Source organism: Chryseobacterium sp. KLBC 52, from assembly GCF_003347605.1.
Classification (GTDB): Bacteria; Bacteroidota; Bacteroidia; order Flavobacteriales; family Weeksellaceae; genus Chryseobacterium.
On sequence record NZ_QDFZ01000003.1, the window covers coordinates 17561 to 42158 of the forward strand.

Sequence of the window (24598 nt, forward strand, 5' to 3'; positions counted from 1 at the left end):
CATGAAAAATGTACTGATCTGTGCTTCCGCACTGGCAACAATGTTGGTTTCTGCGCAAAAAAAAGACACCATCAAATCCAATGATATTGAAGAAGTAATTGTTAACGGAAGATATTATCAGAAGTACAAACTGAATGAGGTTTCAGGTTCATTGAGAATCCAGACTCCGATTCTTGAGCTTCCTCAGAATGTGCAGTCTGTAAGTGCTCAGGTTCTTGCTGATCAAATAACACTGAATATGTCAGAAGGAATTGTCCGCAACGTAAGCGGAGCAAGAAAAGTAGAACACTGGGATAATGTATATTCCAATGTATTCATGAGAGGTGCCAGTATTGCTACTTTTATGAACGGAATGAATGTTTCTTCTACCTGGGGACCCATCAATCCTGATGCGTCTATCATAGACAGAATAGAGTTCGTAAAAGGTCCTGCCGGATTTATGGGTTCTATGGGAGATCCTGCCGGGTTTTATAATGTAGTAACTAAAAAACCTACAGGAAAGTTTGCCAACAGTGTGCGCTTCACAACGGGAAGCTATAATCTTTTCAGAGGTGAAGCTGATCTTGACGGAGTTCTTGTAAAAGACGGGGTTTTAGACTACCGTATCAATTTGATGGGAAGCTCCAACAATTCATGGGTGGAAAATGATAAGACAAGTAAAATCATTGTTGCTCCTTCCATTACTTTCAGACCTACAAAGACGACTACATTTACGGCTCAGTATAACTATCAATACTTAAAATTTAATCAGCCTGGAGCTTATCTGATGTCTAACGACGGATACGCTTCACTGAATGTACATACCAATTTTAATGACCCGAACTTTAAGAAAACTGAAGTAAAGGATCAGAGTTTATTCTTAAGTTTAGACCAGAAGCTTTTCAAAGACTGGGTTTGGAGTACTCAATATGCTTATATGGACCTGAATTATGACGGAGGTTCATGGTGGGGAACTTTTGATTCAGCCAATAAAAATGTTTTAAACAGAACATTAAGCAACTGGCAGGCAAAAGGAAAAAATCATATTTTCCAGACCTATGTGAGAGGAACACTTAATACAGGGAATATTGTTCATAAAATAATCGCGGGATTTGATTACGGAGACAGAAAATACACTGCTGACTTTTCTTCTTATTCAAAAATTGTAGATGGCAAAGAAACCTTACTATTCCCAATTGACATTTATAATGTAAATTATGGAGTAGATCCTTCAAAACTTCCATCTTCTGATTTTTATACATTAAACACTTCTGCTCCGTTTTATAACGATCAAGGCGTAAAATATACTTCTTATTACGCTCAGGATCAGATTGAAATGTTCAATAATAAATTGAGATTAACATTAGCAGGAAGATATACAAGCGGTAAAACTTATTCCGCATATCCTAATCTAAGTCCAGGGACTCCTATTGTACCTGATACAGCTGGTGAGTTTACACCAAGAGTTGGAGTGAGTTATTCTATTAATGAAAATTTCTCTGCTTACGGTATCTATGATAAAACCTTCGTACCACAATCCGGAATAGGAATTAACAAAACCAAAATTACAGATCCTTTCAGAGGACAGAATATTGAATTCGGATTGAAAAAAGACTGGTTTGGAGGAAAATGGAACTCTACTTTCGCAGTATATGAAATCAGAAGACAAAATATTCTTGTTGCCGGACCTAAAGAACAAAATGAAGGACAGCCTTTCCAGGTTGCTACAGGTGAGCAGAGAGCAAGAGGTTTCGAAACCGATATCAAAGGAGAAATCATCAAAGGGTTGAATATTATCATCAACTATGCTTATACAGACGCAAAAACCGTTAAAGACACAGATCCTACAAGAATTGGAATTCAGTCTCCGGGGAATGCAAAAAATGTTCAGAATACCTGGATCAACTATAGATTCCAAAATGGAGTTTTACATGGTTTCGGTATTTCAGCCGGTTATCAGTATCAGGGAGGAAGACAATCATGGTATGGAGTAAGTGCTACAAAAGATCAGAGCCTTCCGGATTATTTTGATACCAACTTCGGGGTTTCCTATGTTGCTAAGAAATTTGATGTCAATCTAATGCTGAATAATGTCCTTAACAGAAAATTGTACAGTGGTTACAGAGGAGATGCCGGCGAATATGCATGGATCTATAATGCTCCGCGTAACTGGAGATTATCAATCGGATATAAATTTTAAAAAATCAAAGGTTAGCCCCTCAGGGGGTTAACTTTTTGCTATGAGAAAAAAGCATCACCATAAAAAGAAAGCTCCTTCAAAAAAATGGTCTGCCAAGCTGCATTTGTGGTTTGGTTTGTCTGTTGGTTTCATTGTATTTATAGTCTCTCTTTCAGGGACTTTATATGTTTTTAAGGATGAAATACATAACAGTTTACGCAAAGAAGCCATTTATCTGAAAAAAGAGGATATCGGGACAAAGCCTTTACCTATTCATCTGCTTCGTGAAAAAGTATCACTGGTACTTAATGAAAAGTATCCTGTAAGTGCCGTAGAAATCCCTTTGGATAAAACCAAGTCTTATCAGTTTCAATATTATGACAAAAGCAAAAAGGGATGGAACTATTTCCAGCAGGTACTCATCAATAAGCAGGTCTATATCAATCAATACAACGGGCAAATCCTTGCTGTTTACGATGAAAAATATGATGTATTCAATATTTTGAAATACATCCACTGGGGACTTTTGCTTAATTCAGAATGGGGACCGTATACTGTAGGAATTCCAACCGTTCTTTTTATCGTTATGCTGATTACAGGAATTATTTTATGGTGGCCTAAAAATAAAAATGCCAGAAAAGGCCGTTTTTGGTTCAACTGGGAAAATGTAAAAAACTGGAAGCGTAAAAACTACGATCTTCATAATATCTTAGGATTCTATGCCTCATTTATTGCATTGCTGTTAAGTATTACAGGGCTTTATTTTGCTTATCCCTACGTAAAAAACACCTTTACTTTTGCCTTATCCGGTTCATGGGAACTTCCCAAAGAAAAAGAAAGAAAATCTCCGGACTCTCTCATGGCAAAGAATGAAGCAATTTTTGATCTTGCCGCTGCCCAGACTGAAAAACTGTACGCAAAATCATCCAGCTTCAGAATTACCCTAAACGGAAAGAATAAAAAAGGAAAAGAGCTTAAAAATCTTCCCGTAACAGTGTACGGAATGGACGGAAGATACAGTGAAAGAAACATCCTTACCTTCGATAAATACTCTGGAAAGCTACTGGCCAACAAACCTCATCACAAACTCAGTACCGCCGAGAAATATTCCAACGCCAATTATGACATCCATACCGGATCCTACTTCGGAATCATTGGAAAGATCATCTGGTTTATAGCCGGCCTCACATGTACATCACTCCCTGTAACCGGATTTCTGGTTTGGTGGGGAAAAAGAAAGAAAAAAGGAAAGAAAATATAATGAAAAAAGCGCTTTTATCAGCTGCCTGCTTAGGAACTACTACCGTTTTTGCTCAGGTAAAAGATAGTTTACAAACTAAAAATGTAGACGAGGTAGTCATGACCGCCTCCAGAAAAAAGGAAAACATAAAAGAAGTTCCAAGCTCCATCACAATAGTAGGAGAAAAACAGATTCAGTCTCAGCTTACTGTGAACTCAGATATTACAAGCATTCTGCAATACACTGTTCCCAGTTTAGGAACCAATTCAGGGCAGACTTCCAATTCGGGACAAACGTTAAGAGGCCGTCAGGTTTTGGTCTTAATTGATGGTATTCCACAGTCTACCCCACTTCGTAACGGAGCAAGAGATTTAAGGACTATTGACCCATCAGCCATCGAAAGAATTGAGGTAATCAAAGGAGCTTCTTCCATCTATGGTAACGGAGCAGACGGAGGGATCATTAATTATATTACAAAAAGAAATAAAACAGATAAAAAGATCTCCGGAATTTCACAGGTTGGTCTTACAGGACAGCCTTACGGTGGTACTTTAGGAGTAAGGGCCAGCCAGCTTTTAACGGGAAAGATCAAGAAGTTTGATTATACCCTTTCATTAGCTTACGAAAGAACAGGATATACAAAAGACGGAGACGGTGTTTTAATAAGCCCTACCTACAGCATTGCCAAGATGGACAACTACAACGGATTGCTGAAAATAGGATATGACATCAACGAAAATCAAAGAATTGAAGCCTCTTATATTGGTTATTCTTCAAGATCAGACCTGAATGTAGGATTAAAAACCGGAAAATACGGCATTACGCCAACCATTGGTGAAGGAATTGGAAAAGGGTTGGAAACCACTCCTCAGGGAACTCCAAAAAACCACAATATCCGGGTGAGCTATGACAATAAGAACCTGTTTGCAGGAACTTCTTTGAATATCAACCTTTACTATCAGGATTTTAAAACCGTTTACGGATACAGCGATACCTTTTTCAATGGCGGACAGTCTAATGTAATTTCAAAAAAAGCAGGAGCAAGATTTAATTTTGATACTCAACTTTGGAATTCAGCTAACTCTCAGGGAGAAATTATCTACGGAGCTGATATTCTGAATGATGAAACGGTACAAAAACTTGAAGACGGACGTTTCTGGACTCCGAATATGAACATGACCAATATTGCGCCTTTCGTATTGGCAAAAATTGATCTGTTTAAAAAATTAACCATCAAAGGAGGACTTCGTTACGAAAACATCAAAGTAAATGTAGACGATTTCAATACGCTTTCTACCCTTAAAAGTGACGGAACTTTCACGAAAAGCATTCCAGTAGCGGGTGGAAAACTTAATTATAATGCACTGGTAGGAAATATTGGTATCCGTTATAATATTGAACCTTATATCAATCTTTTCGGAAGCTTTTCTCAGGCCTACTCTATCAATGAATTAGGAAGAATTTTAAGGAACTCAACATCCGAAACGATCAAAAGCCTGGAGACAAAACCAATCATCGTCAATAACTACGAATTGGGAGCAACAGGACAACTTTCCAGCTGGTTAAACTATGAATTAACTTCTTATGTGAGTACCTCTAAACTGGGAGCATCATTCGTACAAAGCCCGGACAGAGCATTAATGATTCAGAGATCTCCCGAAATTGTATACGGAGTAGAAGGATTTTTACACTTTAGCCCTGCAAAATGGATTCAGTTTGGTGGAAGCTACAGCTGGATGGAAGGAATTACTTCGGTAAAAGACGATGGTGATTATTCTACTAAGATCAACAACAGCAGAATTTCTGCACCTAAAGTATTGGCATATGTTCAGGCAAGACCTGTTCCTGCTCTATCCGTTGGTCTTGATATGCTTCACTCTTTCCAGCAAAACAGATTTGAGCCTAACGCTAAAACAGGATTGTATGCTTATGGTGAGGGATATGTACCGGAATATACTGTCTTTAACTTTAAATCAAGTTATGAAGTTAACAACAACTGGAGATTGTCATTAGGTGTTGAAAACATTTTTAACAAAGTATATCAACCCGCTATTTCATGGTGGACTGCAAGAGACAGTGACTTCACAAATGCTCTTGGATTAAGAGGGACATTCATGATCGAATACAAATTTTAATTAATCTAAATAAAAAGTAAAACATATCTTTGCTTTACTTTTTACTGTTATATGAAGAAAAAGCATCATCATAAAAAGAAACCGGGCTTCATCAAAAAATGGTCGGCTAAGCTTCACCTTTGGTTTGGTTTGGGAATAGGTTTTCTGATCTTTATTATCTCCATTACCGGAGCATTGTACGTATTTAAGGATGAGGTGGAAAACATCACCCGAAAAGATGTCATCTACCATCATGAACAAAATATTGAGCAGAAACAGGTTCTTCCTATCAGAGTAATGGAAAAGGCTGTTGCGCAACAGGTCAAAGAGAAATATCCTATCCACTGGGTAAATGTTCCTATTGACAAAAAAATGTCCTATATGTTCTTCTGGTATGAACATAATACGGATGCCTGGAATTATTTTGATGAATTTCCCATCTACAAACAGGCCTACGTAAATCCATACACAGGAAAAGTATTGAGAGTCTATGATGAAAAAAACGGATTCTTCAATATTGTAAAAATGATCCACTGGAGCTACCTTCTGAAACAGGACTGGGGAACGTATGTCGTGGGAATTCCTGTTATCATTTTTATCATTATGCTGATCTCCGGGATTATTCTATGGTGGCCAAAGAACAAAGCAGCAAGAAAACAACGTTTTGCCTTCAAATGGAAAAACATAAAAAGCTGGAAGCGAAAGAACTACGACCTTCATAATGTCTTAGGATTTTATGCATCAATATTTGCTTTAATCTTCTCAATTACAGGCCTTTTCTATGCGTTTTTTGTAGTGCAGGCAATGATCTATGTGATATTTTCCGGTGGAGAAACCAAGTATCCCGACTTCTCACACATTAAAACAAAAGCTCCTATTGAGCTGAGAACGGAAGGGACACTGGACAAAATTATCAATACTGTACAGGCAAAATATCCGGATTCCTATGGTTTCGCCATAGATTTAGGGCACCCTCACATGGATGACCACGAACACCCTAACTTTGAAGTGTACGTGAAACATCTTTCTTATTCATACCATAAAAGCAGCAGCTTAATCTTTGATGAAAACTCCGGGGAATTGCTGCACACTCATGATCCTAAGGATAAAAACTTTGGAGAAAAGGTTGTGAACGCCAATTATGATATTCATGTAGGAGCTATTTTAGGACTTCCTACCAAGATTATTGCTTTTATTGTAAGTATTATCTGCGCTTCTCTTCCGGTTACCGGATTTATGATCTGGTGGGGAAGAAAAAAGAAAAAACCAATAAAAACTGCTTAAAGTATTAAATAAAACCTACTTAATAATCCATTAATACAATCTTTTTTATAATTTTAGCCTTTAGAATTTAATAATAGAAATGTCATTAATAGATTTATCAAAACAAGTTGCCCTTGGAGTTGACATCGGCGGAACCAATACTAAATTCGGAATCGTAAATCACCGCGGTGAAGTTCTGGATAAAGGAAATCTGAGAACTGATGCCTATGACAAAGTGGAAGATTTCATCGATGCTTTATATGAACATGTTCGTCCCATGATGGAAAAGTATGGTACTGAAGCACATTTTGACGGAATCGGAGTAGGCGCACCAAACGCCAACTATTACAAAGGAACCATAGAACTTGCCCCTAATCTTCCATGGAAAGGTGTTATTCCTTTCGCTGAGCTGATGACGGCAAAATTCAATCTCCCTTGTACCGTAACCAATGATGCCAATGCTGCAGCACTGGGAGAAATGCTTTTCGGAGCTGCAAGAGGAATGAAAGATTTCATCATGATTACCCTGGGAACAGGTGTAGGAAGCGGAATCATTGCTAACGGAGGCTTAATCTATGGACATGACGGGTTTGCCGGAGAATTGGGACATACGATTGTAAAACCAGGCGGTAGAAAACACTGGAGCACAGGATCTGAAGGAAGTCTGGAAGCGTATGCTTCTGCTACAGGAATTACTATCACAGCAAAGAAAATGAGAGCAGAGTTCCCGGAATCTATGCTGAACCAATATCCTGAAGACGAAATCAATTCTAAAACAGTATACGAATGTGCTATCAAGGAAGATCCGATTGCGATTGAGGTTTTCAGATATACAGGCCAGAAACTGGGGGAAGCATTAGCTAATTTTGTAATGTTCTCTTCCCCTGAAGCTATTCTTCTTTTCGGAGGAGTAATTAAAGCTGGAGATTTTATTTTAAAGCCTGCCAAGCTTCACATGGAAAGAAACCTTCTTCCTATTTTCAGAAATAAAGTGAAACTGGTATTCAGTGAGCTTGACGAAGCTGATGCTGCCATTCTTGGAGCAAGTGCTTTGGTTTGGGAAAAATAACTGAAAGACTTTTACATAATATAGAGCATCCTTTTTAGGGTGCTTTCTTTTTTTCCACAGACTGCATAGATCTTCGCAGATGATTATGTCGTATTTTCTTTGTGTTTATTTGTGTTTAAAATTAAATTAGCATAATTAAGATGCTTCGACAAAGATCAGCATGACAGCGCTAATACCAAAATGTTTTAAACTACCTCAGACAACAACCATTCCATTTGTATTGAATCTATTTTGACCACAGATCGCACAGATTTTCACAGATGATTATCCTATATTTTCTTTGTGTTATTTGTGAAAGCATTGGTGTTATTCGTGTTAAAATGAAAATGCTTCGACTAAGCTCAGCATGACAACGTTAATACTAACTGCTTTAAAATACTTTGTGGTGATTAAATGCAAGAAATTGTCTTCCATTTTTCTTGTGTTATTTGTGAAAGCATTAGTGTTATTTGTGTTTAAAATAATTTGTCACATCTATCATTGTAATTTAAGTTTACTACGTAAAAGCCTGTTCAAATGAAAAAGTTTTTCATATTTTTGATTGGTCTTTTCCGGATCGGGAAAGGATTATAAAACAATATAATTACCAATAATGGACAACAATATTTTAGAACAGATTACTTTCGGTGGCGGATGTTTCTGGTGTGTGGAAAGCTGTTTCAATATGCTTAAAGGAGTACAATCTGCTATTTCAGGATATTCTGGTGGACATAAAGATAACCCTACTTATCAGGAAGTTTGCACTGGAGAGACAGGACATGCAGAAGTGGTTCAGATTACTTATGATCCTGCTGTCATTTCGTATGAACAACTGATGGATGTATTTTTCTTTTTACATGATCCTACACAATTAAACAGACAGGGAAATGATATAGGGACTCAGTACCGTTCTGTTATCTATTTTAAAGATGATGCTGAGAAAGCAAAGGCTGAAGAAGCGATCAAAGTATCTCAGGAATCGGGAAGATGGGCTGGTACTTATGTAACGGAATTAACGAAATTCGACAAATTCTGGCCGGCAGAACAATATCATCAGGGATATTATAATGAAAATCCTACACAGCCTTATTGCAGCGCTGTAGTGGGGCCAAAAATCCAAAAGTTTAAAAAGCATTACGCAGAACTGGGAATGCTGAACGCGGAATAAAACCTTATATTCTAAGTTTTGGCTAAAGCCGGATTGATAATGTATTTGGGGTTAAACGGACTAAAGTCCGTTCCTATTGATGTCAACTGAATAGCTACAAACCGATACAAAATAACGGAAGCGAAGGGAAAATCTCTTCGCTTCTTATTTGATGCAAAGTGAATATGTCTGGAAATATTCCAATTGAATTTTCACTCTTGTAAAGGAAGTCTATTCTGCCTGTATCATTTCACTTGTTCCTGAGTATTTTCTAATGATATATGCAGTGGCCGGCTTTAATTCTTTTTTATTTTCCGGATCAACCCCATCCATGGTAAAAAACTCAACTTCCCCATTGACTTTTGAATACCATATTTTCCCCAGGGCATTCTCTACGGTAAGAGTATCCTTCCTTGTGATACGTTTAAAATATTTAATCCGGATTATATCTTTAGGAATAACATTTAGTATGGGATTCTCTTCCTTACAGTCCGCCAACTTATATTCATTTTGATCCCAATACATACAATTCTTTTCAAGGGAAGGCAGGTTCAAAAAATGGAGAGATTCGTATGCATTTCTATTTCCAGATGAACAATAATAATTTCCAATCAAAAACCCGCCAAGCATTAATATTCCTACAAGGCCAAAACTATTGTGTCTGACAAACTCCGGCATTTTGAAGTGTTGCTCATTAATGATATTAATATTGATCTTCGACAGCCTTTCTGATATAATTTCTTCATCCTGATCTACACTTATCTTAACTGTAGTTAGATTTTTTTTTTCATCATTTCTGATAAAAGACCTTGAAAACTCAGTGAAATCTTTATAGCCAATATACTGGCTCATTTTATTCAGTCTCTCAGTTTCAATATTCCTGCTGCTATTGCCTTCTACAAAGTCTTCATAATATCGTATGAATGTTTTCTCTGAAATTTCATAAAATTTCAGATTATCAATAAAACAAAGATGCAGATAGGAGGCTAATCCACTTTTTGTGGTTTTCTCTGACTCTCTTCTTGCCTGCTCAAATACCTCATTAATCAGTAGTTTTTTCTTGGACATAAACAGTGTTTTCGGGCATTACAAAGTAGATGATTTTCAATCATACGGCATTACGGATTTCCGTAATAACTCACACTTAACAAATGTCTGTTGATGTCTATATTTTGTCTAACATCCCTTTTATTTTTTACTGCAAATTTGCCTTAGAAATCAACAAAACATTACTAAAAACTGATTTCAAAAAAAACCAGAGAAAACAGAGATTAAACTCCGGATTGGGAAGCAGATGTTTCGCCTCCGTTTTTAAAGGTTCACTTCCCTGAAAAATTAAGAAGCGCTTCGAAATTTTAATAGTGTACAGCTTGCGAAAAATACTTCGTGAGAGGAAGAAATACGATTTCAACTTCGAAAATTTTAAGGAAATGATCCAAATTATAATGATGCTATTAGGATTAGCATTTTCAGATAATAATGCCAATACGTCAGCAACTGATACCAATTACCAACCTACTACAATGAACCTTTCCATAGAAAGTGGTAATGATACCAGCGGAGATAACGGACAACTCCCTCCAAAAAAATAAAAAGACACACCTAAATTCAGCGAAAGAGAAATCTTTCGCTGTTTTTTTTTAAATTCGACAAAACAAATAATTTTGAAGTTTTATTTTATTCTATTTTGTCTGATTATTCTATCGTGCTCTAAGAATAAACCTCCGGTTGTTAAACATAATTTAACCAATCCTTTCTATGATAAAGCCTTTGAATATAGAGAAAATAAACAGCCTGACAGCGCATATTTCTATTTCGACAAAGCTCGTGATTTATTCCTGCAAAGACAGGATAGTTTAGGTGCCGGAAAGTGTCTAAACAATATGGCAATTATTCAAGAACAATTCGGTGATAACTATGGGAGCCGGGAGACTTCATTAGAAGCAACTAAATATTTAAATGAAGGTAATACAGCCAATTATGAATATGTAAAGTCAAACTATAATAATCTCGGAATAACCAGTTATAATCTAAAGGAGAGTGACAATGCGATACGATTTTACAACCTTGCCATAAAATTCTCACCAAGCCCTGAGGAAAAAAAAACATTCATTAATAATAAAGGAAATGCATACCGTCAAAAGAAAGACTATAAAAATGCATTACAAATGTATGCTTCAATTTTACAAGATTCTCCAAAAAGTAAAAAACTATTGGCAATGGTTATTACGAATCAAGCCAGGACGAAATGGCTTCAGAATCCGTCATATGATCCAATCCGAGAATTTAATAAGGGATTAGATATTAGAATTGAAGAACATGATATTTACGGACAGGTGTCCAGCCATTCTCATTTAGCAGATACCTATCAGGAAAAAGATACTCAAAAGGCTTTATTTCATGCCAAAAAAATGTATGAACTTGCCAGAGAAATAAAAAACCCAAATGATGAAGTTGAAGCTTTACAAAAAATAATCCTTTTAGAGTCACCAGAAAGAAGTAAATTCTTTTTTAAAATTTATCAAAAACGAAATGACAGCATTGATGTGGCAAGAAAAAAAGCTAAAAATCAATTTGCATTAATCCGTTATGAAACAGAAAAAAATAAAGCAGAGAACCTCTCACTTCAAAAGGGAATTGCTCAGAAGGAATATCAAATCACCAAGAAAAATATTTTAATTATAAGCATAAGTTTGGGAACGCTTGCTCTTATAATTGGTGCTTTCTTTTGGTATAAAAAACGTAAGCAGACCCTGCTTCTAGAATCCGACAACAAGTTAAAAGAACAGCAGCTAAAAGTTTCCAAGAAAATTCACGATGTGGTCGCCAACGGTATTTATCAGGTAATGACCAAGATCGAAAACCAGGAAGATTTTGATAAAGAAAAAGTATTGGATGAACTGGAATTTGTCTACGAAAAGTCCAGGGACATTTCCTATGAGAAGACCGCTTCTGAAAACAAGCCGGAATTCAGTAAAAGAGTATCTACCCTTATTGCTTCGTTTAATAATGAAAATGTGAAAACTTATCTTGCCGGAAATGATGAAAATGTATGGAAGTCCTTGAATGAATTTACCCGGGAAGAAATCTATCAGGTCATGCGGGAACTTCTTATCAACATGAAAAAACACAGCCATGCCACCCTCGTTGCCTTTAAATTTGAAAGAAAAAACAATAGTATACAAATTCAGTATACAGACAATGGAATCGGTATCCCCGGAGGAATTATCTATAAAAATGGTTTAACAAATACGGATTCCCGTATTGAAACTATTCATGGAGAAATTATTTTTGACACTGAAACCGAAAAAGGGTTGAAAATTTATATTTCATTTCCTGCTTCTTAAAAAAGAAAAAGAATGTTCAAAAAAATTTTAATCGCTGAAGATCACGAAAGCAGCAGTATTTCTGTACAGAAAACATTAGAAGACCTTACTATTTCCAACACAGATTATGTTTATTATTGTGATGATGCATTAGCTAAAATTCAAAAATCCATTCGTGAAAATGATCTTTATGATTTGTTAATTACAGATCTTTCTTTTGAAGAAGACCATAATATACAAAATATTAAAGATGGAAAAGAGCTGATAAAAACCATCAGAGAACTTCATCCTTCACTGAAAATTATTGTTTTTTCCGCTGAGCATAAATCTGGGATTATAGACAGCCTTTTTAACGAATATGGAATTAATGGTTTTGTTCGTAAGGCAAGAAATGATTCAAAAGAGTTGAAAAAAGCAATTGCTTCCACGTATGTGAATGAAAATTATCTTTCTCTTGATCTTAAACAGGAAGTAAAGAAACTCAACAATTATGAATTCTCTACGTATGATATTACTTTAGTCTCTCTTTTGTCTCAGGGCGTTTTACAGAAAAATATCCCTGTTTATCTTCAGAATAACGATATTAAACCCAATAGCTTAAGCAGTGTAGAGAAAAAACTGAACAGCATGAAAGAAGATCTGCAGATAACAAGCAATGAACAGCTTGTGGCTTTCTGCAAAGATTTGGGAATTATTTAACCCATTACGGTTTTCCGTAAGGTTAGTTTTCATAATTGCCTTACTTTTGAAGTAAGAAATGATGAAAAAAACTAATAACACCCAATATAATTTTATACAGTTCGAAAAAAGGTATCTCGTTTGGGATACCTTTTTACTTTCTGATCATTTCCGTGTGCGGAATATCATCTTCCAGATATTTTTTCCCCGTATCTGCAAATCCGAATCCACCGTAAAATCTTAAAAGATAATCCTGAGCCGATATTTTGATTTCAGAAGTATGAAAACGGTTTTCTATAGTTTCCACAGCATATTGTATCAGCTGTTTTCCCAGGCTTTTTCCTCTAGCCTGCTCTGTTGTCAGAACTCTCCCAAATGAAGTTTCATCATACTTGATGCCCTTGTCAAATACACGGCAATAAGCCAGCACCTGCCCATCTTCTTCCGCCCAGATATGAATTCCTTTCTGATCATAATTATCCAGATCAGGATAAGGACAGTTCTGTTCAATTACGAAAACATCAATACGGGCTTTCAGTACGGCGTATAACTCCGGAACAGTAAACTCATCAAATGTTTTGATTTTCCAGACAATATTACTCATCGAAACTTATATTATTATGGGTTAAAAAATCATTGGTCTTCTGTATAAAATTAAGAATATTATCTCCTCCTTCCTTCTTTTCCGCTGAGGTAATATATAATTCAGGAAGATCTTCCCATGTTTTATGAAGTTCCGCCTTATAGTCTTCAACGTTTTTAACTACTGCGTTTGGCTTTAATTTGTCTGCCTTGGTAAAGACAATGGAAAACGGAATTCCACTTTCCCCACACCATTGGATGAATTCCAGATCAATCTTTTGCGGAGTATGCCTTACATCTACCAATACAAAAAGGTTAACCAGATTCCTTCTGTTCAGAATATAATTGGTGATCAGCTTTTCAAAATCCTTTCGCTGAACTTTGGAAACTTTTGCATAACCATATCCGGGTAAATCGGTAAGGTACCAGTTTTCATTCACCAAAAAATGATTGATCAGCTGGGTTTTTCCCGGGGTTTGTGATGTCTTGGCAAGATCTTTATGATTCATCATGGCATTGATCAGTGATGATTTACCTACGTTCGATCTTCCGATAAAAGCATATTCCGGAATATTGGGTTCAGGACATTCCTGCCATTTTCCGCTACTCTTTACAAACTCTGCTGTCTTGATAATCATTTTTGAATGTATTTTAGAAAAATAAACCATTAAGAAAAGCTCTTAATGGTCATTTATATGTTTTAAACTTTATCTTTTATCCAGTTATACAGGATTTCATTGAATTCATCTGGTTTTTCCATCATGGCTGCATGGCCGCATTTATCAATCCAGAATAAGTCCGAATTAGGAATAAACTTGTGCATATCTTCTGCCACTTCAGGAGGAGTAACATTATCCTGTTTACCCCAGATCAGGCAGGTAGGTGTCACAATCTTCGGAAGATCATTCAACATATTGTGTTTGATGGCACTTCTTGCCAGCATCACTGTTTTTATTCCTTTCATTCTGTCATTAACAACTGCAAAAACTTCATCTACAAGATCTTCTGTTGCCACCTTTGGATCATAGAAAACCTCTTCCGTTTTCTTTCTGATATAAGAACGGTCATTTTTTCTTGGGAAGCTGTCTCCGAAAGTTCTTTCATAAAGACCGGAACTTCCTGTAAGAACAAGATTCTTTACCAGATCAGGTCTTGCTAAAGTCAATATAAGTCCTACATGACCTCCCATTGAGTTTCCTACAATGGTTACCGGACCGGAAATATGACTTTCTATAAACTTGATAATATATTTTGCAATCGTGGTAAGATTCGTATTGAGTACCGGCAGATCATAGATCGGCAACTGAGGAACATATACTTTGAAGCCTCTATCCGAAAAAAAATCTACCATTTTATCGAAATTACTCAAACCACCCATTAACCCGTGCAACAGCACTAATGGATGTCCTTCTCCCGCTTCTACATAGGAATATTTCTTTTCTTTTTTTGTACTAAATATCATAAAACGCCTTAATAAAGCCCTGCAAAAATACAAATTAAACCTCAAAAAAATTTTGATTATCCTAATTTAAGATAAAAATAATATAATATTCTGCTTTTTAACTTTTTTTTTCAAAACGGCTTTACTATGGCTTAAATAGCACTTTCAACAAGTCTCTTCATATCAGCATTTTACATTATTGAAATTCAATCTTTAATAAAACTTATTAACATTGAGTCAAAAAGTGGGAAAAAGTGGGAAATTTTGGAAATTATTATATAAATTTGTCCCAAATGAAAAATTTCATTGGGACATATGAGTGTAAAATTGACGACAAAGGCCGCTTAAAAGTTCCTTCATCTTTAATCAAACAGATGGAAAACTTCGACGATAAGGCGTTTGTAGTCAAAAGATCTGTGTTCCAACCTTGTCTGGAAGTTTATCCTATGAATGCATGGGACAAACTGATGGGTAAAATTAATAAACTGAACAGGTTCATAAAAAAGAATGCTGATTTCATACGAATGTTTACGGCAGGAGTAAAAACAGTAGAGCTGGATAATGCAGGAAGACTGCAGATCTCTAAAGACCTTACGGTTTTCGCAAATCTTCAGAAAGATATTGTGATCACCAGTGCAGGAGAACTCTTTGAGATTTGGGATAAAGATGCCTATGAAAAGGTAATTGCCACCAACGAAGCTGATTTTGCAAGCCTGGCCGAAGATGTGATGGGCTCTTTCGATGAAGAATAACTGTAGAGGTTATTAATTGATTATATAGTAAATAAAAAACACAATTAAGCATGTATCATAACCCCGTTTTGTTGAAGCAGAGTGTTGATGATTTGGTGACGAATCCTGACGGAATATATGTGGACTGCACCTTTGGAGGCGGAGGCCATTCAAGAGAAATCTTGAGCAGACTTTCCGACAAAGGGAGATTGTTCAGTTTTGATCAGGACCTGGATGCACTTAAAAATACAATTGATGATCCCAGGTTTACATTAGTTAATCAGAATTTCAGATTCCTGGAAAACTCATTGCTGATGTATGGCATTTCACAGGTAGATGGTGTTTTGGCAGACTTAGGCGTGTCTTCTCACCAGTTTGATGAAGCAGACAGAGGTTTCTCCACAAGAAGCAATGCTCCTTTGGATATGAGAATGAATGTAATGCAGAATCTGGATGCCAAAAGAGTGATTAATGAATATGAAGAAAGTGAGCTTGCAGACCTTTTCTACCACTATGGAGAATTAAGAGAAGCAAGAAAGCTGGCGAGAGAAATTGTGCACCACAGAAAAACTAAAAGTATAGATACTACGGAAGATCTGAAAAAATTGTTCAGCTATATTCCACCTCACAAAGTGAATAAGTTCTATGCTCAGCTTTTTCAGGCGATAAGAATTGAAGTAAACCAGGAACTTGAAGTATTGAAAGAAATGCTGGTTCAGGCTTACAATGTTTTAAAACCGGAAGGAAGATTAGTCGTTATTTCTTACCACTCTCTAGAAGACCGTTTGGTAAAAAGATTCCTGAAAAACGGAATGTTCGAAGGAGAACCGGAAAGAGATATCTACGGAAATTATAAAAAGGCATTCGAATTGATCAAGAGTAAAGCCATCATTCCTGATGATCAGGAAATCGAAGAAAACTCAAGAGCAAGAAGTGCCAAGATGAGAACAGGAATAAAGGTATAAATGATAAATCATAAGTGATAAACGATATCAATTATCTTTTATCATTAATCAATTATAAAAAAAGCTTTGGCTAAAAGAACAACAAATCGCCCCCAGAAAAGACTCACTTTTATAGACATTATAAAAGGAAACTTTCTGAATCGTGATGAGATCAAAATACATTACAAGTACTTTCTCCTCTTATTTGTTCTGATGATGGCCATGATTTATACCAACCATCTCGTCAATAAAAAAATAAAAATTGTAAACGCCTTAAAGGAAGAAACAGAAGAATATAAATCACGAAACGCTTACGCCCAGAGTAAGCTGATCAAAGTAAAAATGGAATCAGAGCTGGGGAAAGAGGTTGCCCGGGATTCATTGATGACCCTGGAAAACCACCCTCACAAATTGCTAATAAAACTGGACAGTACAGATGCAAAAGCAAAATGAATACGACAATAAACGTAAGAAAACGTTACGATGGGGCTACCTCTTTGCAGTGGTAGCTTTGTGCGTGTTTGTCATGTTCCTGGCAAGAATTGTCATCCTGCAGAATACCAATGTCCAGGAGATAAAAGACGATTACATTAATAAAAATTATCGTGAAGCCACTTTAAAAGCGGCACGAGGAAATCTTTTTGCTTCCGACGGATCTATCCTTGCCACAACGGTGATGCGATATGACATCTATCTTGATTTCAAAACAATGAAAGATACGGTGTACTCCAACAACATCGGAGCACTCACTGATTCTCTGAGCAAAATGTTCGGAAAATCCAGAGGAGAATTCAGACAGAAGTTTGATGAACAGAAGAAAAAGAAAAACCAGTACTATACTTTGGTAAAAGGACTGGATTTCGATCAATACGACAGAATCCGAAAATTCCCGATCTTCAAAAGAGGGAAGAATAAAGGAGGTTTTATCGTTGACCGAAACTATAAAAGAGAATTGGCCACCTCAGAAATCGGAGCCGGAACCATCGGAATGGATAACGGCGAGCTTAAATCCGGACTGGAAGGAGCTTTCTCAAAATATTTAACAGGAACAGACGGTAAAAGGCTGGAACAGAGAATCAACTCTTCCCAATGGAAACCGATCGACTTCTGGAAAGTTCAGGAACCGGTAGACGGAGAAGATGTTTATACGACTTTAGATCTTAGAATTCAGGACATTGCGCACTCCGCCCTTGAGAAGCAATTGGTTAATTTCGAAGCCAAACACGGAACCGTCATTGTGATGGAAGTGGAAACCGGAAAAGTACGTGCTCTTGTTAATTTAAGAAGAACAGAAGAAGGAGAATACGAAGACTCTTACAACTACGCGCTGAAAGATAATATCGAGCCCGGATCTACTTTTAAAACCATTTCGCTTCTGGCAGCAATGGACGATGGATTTATCGATGAAAACACAACGGTAAACGTAGGAAACGGAGTCTGGGTCTATGCAAAACAGAGAATCTCTGACGGCCACGGAGGAGGAACATATGATATCAGTGATGTATTGGCGAAATCCAGTAACGTAGGAACTTCAAAGCTCATCACAAAGTATTATGCAGAAAAGCCTCAGATCTTCCTTGACCACCTGAAACGTTGGAAATTATTCGACAAAATGGATATCGAACTTCCGGGAATCACAAAACCGAAGATCGTAACCCCACAAAATAAAAGATGGAATGCCGCAACACTGGCTTCTATCTCTTACGGATACTCTTCCAACATCAACTTGTTGCAATTGACAACCTTCTATAATGGAGTTGCTAATGGAGGAAAAATGCTTAAGCCTTTATTCATTGATAAAATCATGAAAGACGGGAAAGTGATGTACAACGCAAAACCTGAAGTAATGGTGAATAAAATGGCATCTGAAAAAGCCATTAAAATGATGACCAGCGCTTTAACTAAAGCGGTAGAAAAAGGAACAGGACGAAGCATCTTTACTCCCAACCTGAAAATGGCAGGAAAAACAGGTACCGCAAGATTTGAATACTGGCTGCCCGGCCCAATGAAATATCGTGCATCGTTTGCAGGATTCTATCCGGCTGATGCTCCAAAATATACATGCTATGTGATGATTAGTGAACCCAATACCGCAAAAGGATTTTATGGAGGTTCCGTTTCAGCACCGGTGTTTAAAGAAATTGCAGGAAAAACATTCCTGAAAACACCGCAGAATATTGAAAAAGAAATGCTGGTAGACAAAAAGGTAAACCTGAGCAAAATGGTTGAACCTAATGTTAAAGTAGCAGTCAATGATAAACAAATGCCTAATGTAGTGGGGCTAATCGGGAAAAATGTAATCCCGCAGCTGGAAAACTTAGGCTATCGTGTCGATTATAAAGGAGTAGGAAGAATTAAAGAACAATTCCCTCTGGAAGGCACAACGATTAGTAAAAACCAGAGAATTTATTTGTCTCTGCAAAATTAAAACAAGGTTTCGGAAGGAACATTTAAACCAAAATAAGGCAAAGCCTTATTGATAAAGATGATAATAACAGAATTAGTAAACAGAATCCCAGTATTGGAAATCCACGGTGATAATAACCGTGAGGTTACCGAATTGGTGATCGACAGCAGAAAAGTTACAGAAAACTCTCTTTACATTGCCATGAGAGGAACCGTGGTGGATGGTCATTCATTCATTGCATCTGCTATTGAAAAAGGAGCTGCCGCAATTGTTTGCGAAGAATTCCCTGAAACATTGGTGGAAAACGTAACCTATGTTCAGGTAAAAGATTCATCTAAAGCCTTAGGTCATCTTGCCTCTAACTTCTACGGAAATCCTTCTCAGAAATTAAAACTGATTGGAGTTACAGGAACTAACGGAAAAACATCTGTTTCTACCCTTCTTTTTGATGTATTCAAAAATCTTGGGTACTCTGCGGCTTTACTTTCTACTGTAGAAATCAGAATTGGTGAAGAAATTATTCCGGCTACCCACACCACTCCTGATGTGATTACCATCAACAGGATTTTAGCGGAAGCTGTAGAAAAAGGATGTGAATTTGCTTTCATGGAAGTAAGCTCACACGGAATTGCCCAAAACAGAATTGAAGGACTACACTTCAAGATAGCAGGCTTCACCAATCTTACTCATGATCATTTAGATTATCATAAAACCTTCGAAGAATATTTAAAAACAAAGAAAAGATTCTTCGACCAGTTAGAAGATACAGCCATTGCCATCACCAATGTAGATGACAAAAATGGAAACGTCATGCTTCAGAACACGAAGGCTAAAAAGAAGTCTTATGCTTTGAAATCCATGGCAGACTATCACGGGAAATTATTGGAAGTAGATTTCAACGGAATGCTGTTGAATTTCAATGGAAAAGAATTCTGGACGACATTAACCGGAAAATTCAATGTATACAACTTGCTGCTTGTATTCGGAATTGCTGAAGAACTAGGTTTCGGGCAGGATGAAATTCTTCAGGCTATCAGCAAATTAAAAAGAGTTTCCGGAAGATTTGAAACCTTCAAATCCGATGGTGGAATTTTCTTTATCGTAGACTATGCACACACTCCGGATGCTTTGGAAAATATCCTGGACAGCATCAACGATATCAGAACCAAAAACGAAAGATTAATCACCGTATTCGGTTGTGGAGGAGACAGAGATCACTCCAAAAGACCTGAAATGGGAAATATTGCCACCAAAAAATCGACCTTGGCAATCATCACTTCAGATAATCCGAGAACAGAAGATCCGGCACAGATCATCAAAGAAATTGAAGCGGGCGTTGAACCTCAGAACTTCAGCAAATACACTTCAATTCCGGACAGAAAAGAAGCCATAAAAATGGCGATAAAGTTTTCAGAACCCAAAGATATCGTTTTAGTTGCCGGAAAAGGGCACGAAACCTATCAGGAGATCAATGGTGTGAAACATCATTTTGACGACAAAGAAGTAATTAATGAGCTCTGGAAATTAATGAGCAAATAAATTACAAGTGATAACTGAAAGAATAATTGTTCAATCATTCATCAATTATCAATGATCATTTATTAACAATTGAAACTATGCTATACTATCTATACGAATATCTAACCAACCATGGAATTCACGTTCCGGGATTAGGAATGTTAAAATACATTTCCTTCCGTGCCGGAATGGCTGTACTATTCTCATTGATTATTGCTCTTGTCTACGGAAAAAGAGTAATCAATTACCTGAGAACAAAACAGATGGGCGAATTGGTACGTGATCTGGGATTGGATGGCCAAAAACAAAAAGAAGGAACTCCTACCATGGGAGGGCTTATCATTATTCTGGCAACCATTATTCCGGTATTGCTGTTTACAAGAATCACCAATGTGTACATTGTGTTGCTGCTGGTTTCTATGTTCTGGATGGGTGCTATTGGTTTCCTTGACGATTATTTAAAGAAAATCAAAAAAAATAAAGACGGTTTAAGTGGTAAATTTAAAATTGTAGGACAGGTTGGTTTAGGGCTAATTGTCGGAATTACAATGTATTTCCACCCGGACATTACGGTTAAAAGAAAATATGCAGATGCTAAAGTGGTAAACAGAAACAATGTAGAGCAAAACTTTATGCCTACTGAAAAAATTACAGTTTCCACTGTTCCTTTTGCCAAAAATAATGAATTCGATTACAGTGGAATTTTATTCTGGATGAATGATAAAGATGCCCATGAGTGGGCATGGATTGTCTTTATTCCGATCGTGATCTTCATTGTAACAGCCGTTTCAAACGGAGCCAATATCACAGATGGGATTGATGGTCTGGCAGCAGGAACAAGTGCCATTATACTCCTCACGCTGGCTCTTTTCGCTTATCTTTCAGGGAACATCATCTTTGCAGATTATCTCAATATCATGTTCCTTCCGAATATGGGAGAAACCACCATTTTTGCCGTGGCAATGGTAGGCGCCGTGATTGGATTCTTCTGGTACAATACCTATCCTGCACAGGTTTTCATGGGAGATACCGGAAGTTTGATGCTGGGAGGAGTAATTGCCGTTTTGGCCATCATTTTAAGAAAAGAATTGCTGATTCCTGTATTATGCGGAATCTTCTTAATTGAAAACCTGTCTGTAATGCTTCAGGTAGTTGTTTTCAAATACAGAAAAAGAAAATACGGGTTGGAATATGCCCAAAACAACAGACTATTCAAAATGTCACCATTACACCATCATTATCAGAAAGAAGGATTCCACGAAAGTAAAATCGTGAACAGAATGATCATCATCGGGGTAATATTGGCTATTGTATGTCTGATCACACTAAAAATGAGATAAAAATTAAAAGCTGTAAGCAATAAGCATAAAGCTTAAAGCCTATAGCATAAAGCTTTTATAATATGAAAATAGTTGTTTTAGGAGGTGGAGAAAGCGGATGCGGAGCTGCTTATTTGGCCAAAAAGAAAGGTCTGGAAGTATTTCTTTCAGATAAAGGAGCCATTAAGGATAACTATAAGCAGTTTCTTACCGATAATGAAATTGAATTTGAAGAAGGAAACCACGATGAAGAAAGGATTTTAAATGCTGACTGGATCGTAAAAAGCCCGGGAATTCCGAAAAAGGCTGATATCATCAGTAAAATTCATGAAAAAGGAATCAGACTTTCCTCTGAAATTGAATTTGCTTCTGAATTTACAGACGCAAAGATCATCGCCATTACCGGAAGCAACGGAAAAACAACCACTACTTCCCTGATCTATTATATCCTGAAAAATGACGGATTGAATGTAGGTTTAGGAGGAAATATCGGATACAGCTTTGCCAAGCAGGTTGCAGATGAAAACCATGAATATTATGTACTGGAAGTAAGCTCTTTCCAGCTGGATGATATTCAGAATTTCAGACCTTATATCTCTTTATTGTTGAATCTGTCTCAGGATCACCTGGATCAGTACAACTACAATTATGAAGAATATGCATTGGCCAAATTCCGAATCACAGAAAATCAGGAGAATGATAACTTCTTCATCTACAACAAAGATGATGAAATGAGTAAGAATCTTCTTGAAAAGCTTGAAATAAAGGCTAAAATGATTCCTTTCTCAACCAAAGAGAAGTTACCTGAAGGAGGTTTTGTCAGTGATGATGAAATTGTGGTAAAAATGAAAGACGAATTCGCAATGAAAGTTGAAGAATTATCTCTCCTAGGAAATCACAATGTAGCCAACAGTCTGGCGGCTTCTATTGCCGGTAAGATCTTAAAAATCAACAATGAAAGCATCAGACATTCATTGATGACATTCCAGGCCGTAGAACACAGATTGGAATTTGTAACTGAAATTGATAGTGTAAAATACATCAACGACAGCAAGGCAACCAATGTAAATGCTACTTACTACGCTTTAGAAAGTATGAAAACACCAACCGTATGGATTGTTGGTGGATTAGATAAAGGAAACGACTATACCGAAATTGAAGATTTAGTCAAAAGAAAAGTAAAGGCAATCGTTTGCCTTGGAATAGACAACAAGAAGATCATCGATTTCTTTAAAGACAAAAAAGAAATTATTTATGATACTTCAAGCATGGAAGAAGCAGTGAGAATTTCAAAATCACTGGCTAAAAAAGGCGATACCGTCTTATTATCTCCATGCTGCGCAAGCTTTGACTTGTTCAAAAGCTATGAAGACAGAGGACGCCAGTTTAAAGAACAGGTATTAAATGCCAATGGCCACTAGCCATTAGCCAATAGCATTAAATATGGACGAACAGAACACAGAAAGCAGATTTGAATTTCTAAAGGGCGATAAAGTACTTTGGATGGTCATCCTTGTGATCTCCATTTTCTCTATTTTCCCGGTATACTCTGCAAGTTCAAATCTCGAATACATTGTTAATAACGGGACCACAACAGGCCACGTTATCAAACATATGTTCTTTGTAGTCTTAGGATTAGCCATTATGAGACTGGTAGGAACCATAAAATATGAATACATCGGAAAGCTCAGCAGTATCCTGCTCGGCCTGATGATTGTTCTGTTGATTGTTACCATGTTTACCGGACAAACCATTGATGGAGCCAGTGCTTCCAGATGGCTGAAAATTCCGGGAACACCGATCTCGTTCCAGCCTTCATCATTTGCCTTTTTAATGCTCATCATTTATCTGTGCAGATATCTGACCAAGAAGATCACCAGAGAAAGGCTTCCGATAGAGAATATCATGTATATTTTCGGACCTATCCTGCTTGTTTTTGTATTGGTAGCGAAAGATAACGGTTCAACGGCATTGATGATTTTAATGGTTTCCGTGGTGGTTCTTATCATAGGACAGCTTCACTGGAAATACATTGCAGGATTTATCTCCGCATCATTTGTAGCCATTGTATTCTTTTTATTGATTGCTTTAAATACCAATATGATTGGTGGAAACCGTGTTCATACATGGATGAGCCGTATAGAAACCTTTACCTCAAGTAAGGCCAAAACAGCCGATGTAGATGATGAAAGCGTAAAAGCAAAAAATTATCAGGTAATGCAGGCCAAAGCAGCCATAGTGCACGGCGGGATTACCGGAATGGGGCCTGGAAAAAGTGCACTGAAACAAATGCTTCCGCAATCCGCCTCCGACTTTATTTTTGCGGTTATCGTAGAAGAATACGGGGTGATAGGAGCCGCTTTTCTGATCAGTTTATATCTGATCATGATGATAAGGATTGTAATGATCGCCAGTAAAATGCCGGCCTTTTTCGGATCGTTGCTCGTGCTCAGTCTTGGGGTAATGATCTTTATCCAGCTTTCGGTAAACATAGCCGTTGCTGTGAATCTGATCCCGGTGACGGGACAGCCGCTGCCTTTGATCAGTTACGGAGGAACTTCAATGCTGGTGACCTATCTCCAGTTAGGTATTATTTTAAATATAAGCTCGAGGATTCAGATTTATGATGAAGAAGGAATGGGCAAAAAACAAAGTATAGCAGAAATAAACGATATCGCTTAA

The 24598-nt window shown here is 37.0% G+C and carries 21 protein-coding genes; 17 read left to right on the top strand and 4 right to left on the bottom strand.

Annotated elements, in window-relative coordinates:
* Position 1: 1 nt before the first annotated feature.
* The 6 genes from DDF69_RS03335 to msrA all read left to right on the top strand — a co-directional run bounded on the left by DDF69_RS03335 (position 2) and on the right by msrA (position 8991).
* Positions 2 to 2179, top strand: coding sequence for a TonB-dependent siderophore receptor (locus DDF69_RS03335; RefSeq protein ID WP_114819533.1), 2178 nt, complete (start codon positions 2 to 4; stop codon positions 2177 to 2179).
* 40 nt (positions 2180 to 2219) lie between these two features.
* On the top strand, positions 2220 to 3419 hold the full coding sequence (locus tag DDF69_RS03340) for a PepSY-associated TM helix domain-containing protein (protein WP_114819534.1): 1200 nt from the start codon (positions 2220 to 2222) through the stop codon (positions 3417 to 3419).
* Entirely contained in the window at positions 3419 to 5533 is a 2115-nt protein-coding gene (locus DDF69_RS03345; protein ID WP_114819777.1) for a TonB-dependent receptor, read from the top strand. Before DDF69_RS03340 ends, DDF69_RS03345 begins: the two co-directional genes overlap by 1 nt.
* Positions 5534 to 5584: 51 nt before the next feature.
* Complete coding sequence (locus DDF69_RS03350; RefSeq protein WP_114819535.1) at positions 5585 to 6796, top strand: PepSY-associated TM helix domain-containing protein; 1212 nt, start codon at positions 5585 to 5587, stop codon at positions 6794 to 6796.
* A 79-nt stretch (positions 6797 to 6875) separates the two neighbouring features.
* Complete coding sequence (locus DDF69_RS03355) at positions 6876 to 7844, top strand: ROK family protein (RefSeq protein WP_114819536.1); 969 nt, start codon at positions 6876 to 6878, stop codon at positions 7842 to 7844.
* A 592-nt stretch (positions 7845 to 8436) separates the two neighbouring features.
* Positions 8437 to 8991, top strand: a complete 555-nt coding sequence (gene msrA, locus DDF69_RS03360) for a peptide-methionine (S)-S-oxide reductase MsrA (protein ID WP_114819537.1) — start codon at positions 8437 to 8439, stop codon at positions 8989 to 8991.
* A gap of 210 nt (positions 8992 to 9201) precedes the next feature.
* Here msrA and DDF69_RS03365 read toward each other — a convergent pair whose 3' ends face one another.
* On the bottom strand, positions 9202 to 10038 hold the full coding sequence (locus DDF69_RS03365; protein WP_114819538.1) for a hypothetical protein: 837 nt from the start codon (positions 10036 to 10038) through the stop codon (positions 9202 to 9204).
* A gap of 362 nt (positions 10039 to 10400) precedes the next feature.
* Here DDF69_RS03365 and DDF69_RS21995 point away from each other — a divergent pair, with 362 nt between their 5' ends.
* The 3 genes from DDF69_RS21995 (at position 10401) to DDF69_RS03380 (ending at position 12995) form a co-directional block, all read left to right on the top strand.
* The gene (locus DDF69_RS21995; RefSeq protein ID WP_162800865.1) at positions 10401 to 10562 is read left to right on the top strand and encodes a hypothetical protein; all 162 of its coding nucleotides are present in this window, start codon (positions 10401 to 10403) and stop codon (positions 10560 to 10562) included.
* Positions 10563 to 10853: 291 nt separating this feature from the next.
* On the top strand, positions 10854 to 12317 hold the full coding sequence (locus DDF69_RS03375; RefSeq protein ID WP_162800866.1) for an ATP-binding protein: 1464 nt from the start codon (positions 10854 to 10856) through the stop codon (positions 12315 to 12317).
* 12 nt (positions 12318 to 12329) lie between these two features.
* Positions 12330 to 12995: a response regulator gene (locus DDF69_RS03380; protein WP_114819541.1), complete on the top strand. Its 666-nt coding sequence runs from the start codon at positions 12330 to 12332 to the stop codon at positions 12993 to 12995.
* Positions 12996 to 13128: 133 nt separating this feature from the next.
* Here DDF69_RS03380 and DDF69_RS03385 read toward each other — a convergent pair whose 3' ends face one another.
* From DDF69_RS03385 to DDF69_RS03395, 3 genes are all read right to left on the bottom strand, one after another.
* The gene (locus tag DDF69_RS03385; protein WP_114819542.1) at positions 13129 to 13578 is read right to left on the bottom strand and encodes a GNAT family N-acetyltransferase; all 450 of its coding nucleotides are present in this window, start codon (positions 13576 to 13578) and stop codon (positions 13129 to 13131) included.
* On the bottom strand, positions 13571 to 14194 hold the full coding sequence (gene yihA, locus DDF69_RS03390; protein ID WP_034694211.1) for a ribosome biogenesis GTP-binding protein YihA/YsxC: 624 nt from the start codon (positions 14192 to 14194) through the stop codon (positions 13571 to 13573). The genes DDF69_RS03385 and yihA overlap by 8 nt, the downstream gene beginning before the upstream one ends.
* 62 nt (positions 14195 to 14256) lie before the next feature.
* A complete protein-coding gene (locus DDF69_RS03395; protein ID WP_047426276.1) occupies positions 14257 to 15018 on the bottom strand; it encodes an alpha/beta fold hydrolase in 762 nt (253 codons plus the stop codon).
* Positions 15019 to 15290: 272 nt separating this feature from the next.
* On the opposite strand from DDF69_RS03395, the gene mraZ reads away from it, so the two are divergent.
* The 8 genes from mraZ (at position 15291) to DDF69_RS03435 (ending at position 24598) form a co-directional block, all read left to right on the top strand.
* Positions 15291 to 15749 carry a division/cell wall cluster transcriptional repressor MraZ gene (mraZ, locus tag DDF69_RS03400; protein WP_041461948.1) on the top strand — a complete coding sequence of 153 codons (459 nt, stop codon included), beginning with the start codon at positions 15291 to 15293 and terminating at the stop codon, positions 15747 to 15749.
* A gap of 50 nt (positions 15750 to 15799) precedes the next feature.
* A complete protein-coding gene (gene rsmH / locus DDF69_RS03405; protein ID WP_034693889.1) occupies positions 15800 to 16693 on the top strand; it encodes a 16S rRNA (cytosine(1402)-N(4))-methyltransferase RsmH in 894 nt (297 codons plus the stop codon).
* Between the two features lie 66 nt (positions 16694 to 16759).
* Positions 16760 to 17125 (top strand): FtsL-like putative cell division protein, encoded by a 366-nt coding sequence (locus DDF69_RS03410; RefSeq protein ID WP_002981890.1) that lies wholly within the window; start codon positions 16760 to 16762, stop codon positions 17123 to 17125.
* Positions 17109 to 19100: a penicillin-binding transpeptidase domain-containing protein gene (locus DDF69_RS03415; protein ID WP_114819543.1), complete on the top strand. Its 1992-nt coding sequence runs from the start codon at positions 17109 to 17111 to the stop codon at positions 19098 to 19100. The genes DDF69_RS03410 and DDF69_RS03415 overlap by 17 nt, the downstream gene beginning before the upstream one ends.
* A gap of 57 nt (positions 19101 to 19157) precedes the next feature.
* Complete coding sequence (locus DDF69_RS03420) at positions 19158 to 20618, top strand: UDP-N-acetylmuramoyl-L-alanyl-D-glutamate--2,6-diaminopimelate ligase (protein ID WP_114819544.1); 1461 nt, start codon at positions 19158 to 19160, stop codon at positions 20616 to 20618.
* A gap of 77 nt (positions 20619 to 20695) precedes the next feature.
* Entirely contained in the window at positions 20696 to 21937 is a 1242-nt protein-coding gene (gene mraY, locus DDF69_RS03425) for a phospho-N-acetylmuramoyl-pentapeptide-transferase (protein ID WP_114819545.1), read from the top strand.
* 62 nt (positions 21938 to 21999) lie between these two features.
* On the top strand, positions 22000 to 23337 hold the full coding sequence (gene murD, locus DDF69_RS03430) for a UDP-N-acetylmuramoyl-L-alanine--D-glutamate ligase (protein WP_114819546.1): 1338 nt from the start codon (positions 22000 to 22002) through the stop codon (positions 23335 to 23337).
* Between the two features lie 22 nt (positions 23338 to 23359).
* Positions 23360 to 24598, top strand: a complete 1239-nt coding sequence (locus tag DDF69_RS03435) for an FtsW/RodA/SpoVE family cell cycle protein (protein WP_114819547.1) — start codon at positions 23360 to 23362, stop codon at positions 24596 to 24598.

What these genes read in the sequence shown, in the direction of transcription:
- DDF69_RS03420 (WP_114819544.1), top strand. Translation starts at nt 19,158, where the DNA reads ATGATAATAACAGAATTAGTAAACAGAATCCCAGTATTGGAAATCCAC.
- DDF69_RS21995 (WP_162800865.1), top strand. Translation starts at nt 10,401, where the DNA reads ATGATCCAAATTATAATGATGCTATTAGGATTAGCATTTTCAGATAAT.
- yihA (WP_034694211.1), bottom strand. Translation starts at nt 14,194, where the DNA reads ATGATTATCAAGACAGCAGAGTTTGTAAAGAGTAGCGGAAAATGGCAG.
- DDF69_RS03435 (WP_114819547.1), top strand. Translation starts at nt 23,360, where the DNA reads ATGGACGAACAGAACACAGAAAGCAGATTTGAATTTCTAAAGGGCGAT.
- DDF69_RS03375 (WP_162800866.1), top strand. Translation starts at nt 10,854, where the DNA reads ATGGCAATTATTCAAGAACAATTCGGTGATAACTATGGGAGCCGGGAG.
- DDF69_RS03350 (WP_114819535.1), top strand. Translation starts at nt 5,585, where the DNA reads ATGAAGAAAAAGCATCATCATAAAAAGAAACCGGGCTTCATCAAAAAA.
- rsmH (WP_034693889.1), top strand. Translation starts at nt 15,800, where the DNA reads ATGTATCATAACCCCGTTTTGTTGAAGCAGAGTGTTGATGATTTGGTG.
- DDF69_RS03345 (WP_114819777.1), top strand. Translation starts at nt 3,419, where the DNA reads ATGAAAAAAGCGCTTTTATCAGCTGCCTGCTTAGGAACTACTACCGTT.
- DDF69_RS03385 (WP_114819542.1), bottom strand. Translation starts at nt 13,578, where the DNA reads ATGAGTAATATTGTCTGGAAAATCAAAACATTTGATGAGTTTACTGTT.
- DDF69_RS03380 (WP_114819541.1), top strand. Translation starts at nt 12,330, where the DNA reads ATGTTCAAAAAAATTTTAATCGCTGAAGATCACGAAAGCAGCAGTATT.
- DDF69_RS03340 (WP_114819534.1), top strand. Translation starts at nt 2,220, where the DNA reads ATGAGAAAAAAGCATCACCATAAAAAGAAAGCTCCTTCAAAAAAATGG.
- mraZ (WP_041461948.1), top strand. Translation starts at nt 15,291, where the DNA reads ATGAAAAATTTCATTGGGACATATGAGTGTAAAATTGACGACAAAGGC.
- DDF69_RS03335 (WP_114819533.1), top strand. Translation starts at nt 2, where the DNA reads ATGAAAAATGTACTGATCTGTGCTTCCGCACTGGCAACAATGTTGGTT.
- DDF69_RS03355 (WP_114819536.1), top strand. Translation starts at nt 6,876, where the DNA reads ATGTCATTAATAGATTTATCAAAACAAGTTGCCCTTGGAGTTGACATC.
- DDF69_RS03365 (WP_114819538.1), bottom strand. Translation starts at nt 10,038, where the DNA reads ATGTCCAAGAAAAAACTACTGATTAATGAGGTATTTGAGCAGGCAAGA.
- DDF69_RS03395 (WP_047426276.1), bottom strand. Translation starts at nt 15,018, where the DNA reads ATGATATTTAGTACAAAAAAAGAAAAGAAATATTCCTATGTAGAAGCG.
- murD (WP_114819546.1), top strand. Translation starts at nt 22,000, where the DNA reads ATGAAAATAGTTGTTTTAGGAGGTGGAGAAAGCGGATGCGGAGCTGCT.
- msrA (WP_114819537.1), top strand. Translation starts at nt 8,437, where the DNA reads ATGGACAACAATATTTTAGAACAGATTACTTTCGGTGGCGGATGTTTC.
- DDF69_RS03415 (WP_114819543.1), top strand. Translation starts at nt 17,109, where the DNA reads ATGCAAAAGCAAAATGAATACGACAATAAACGTAAGAAAACGTTACGA.
- mraY (WP_114819545.1), top strand. Translation starts at nt 20,696, where the DNA reads ATGCTATACTATCTATACGAATATCTAACCAACCATGGAATTCACGTT.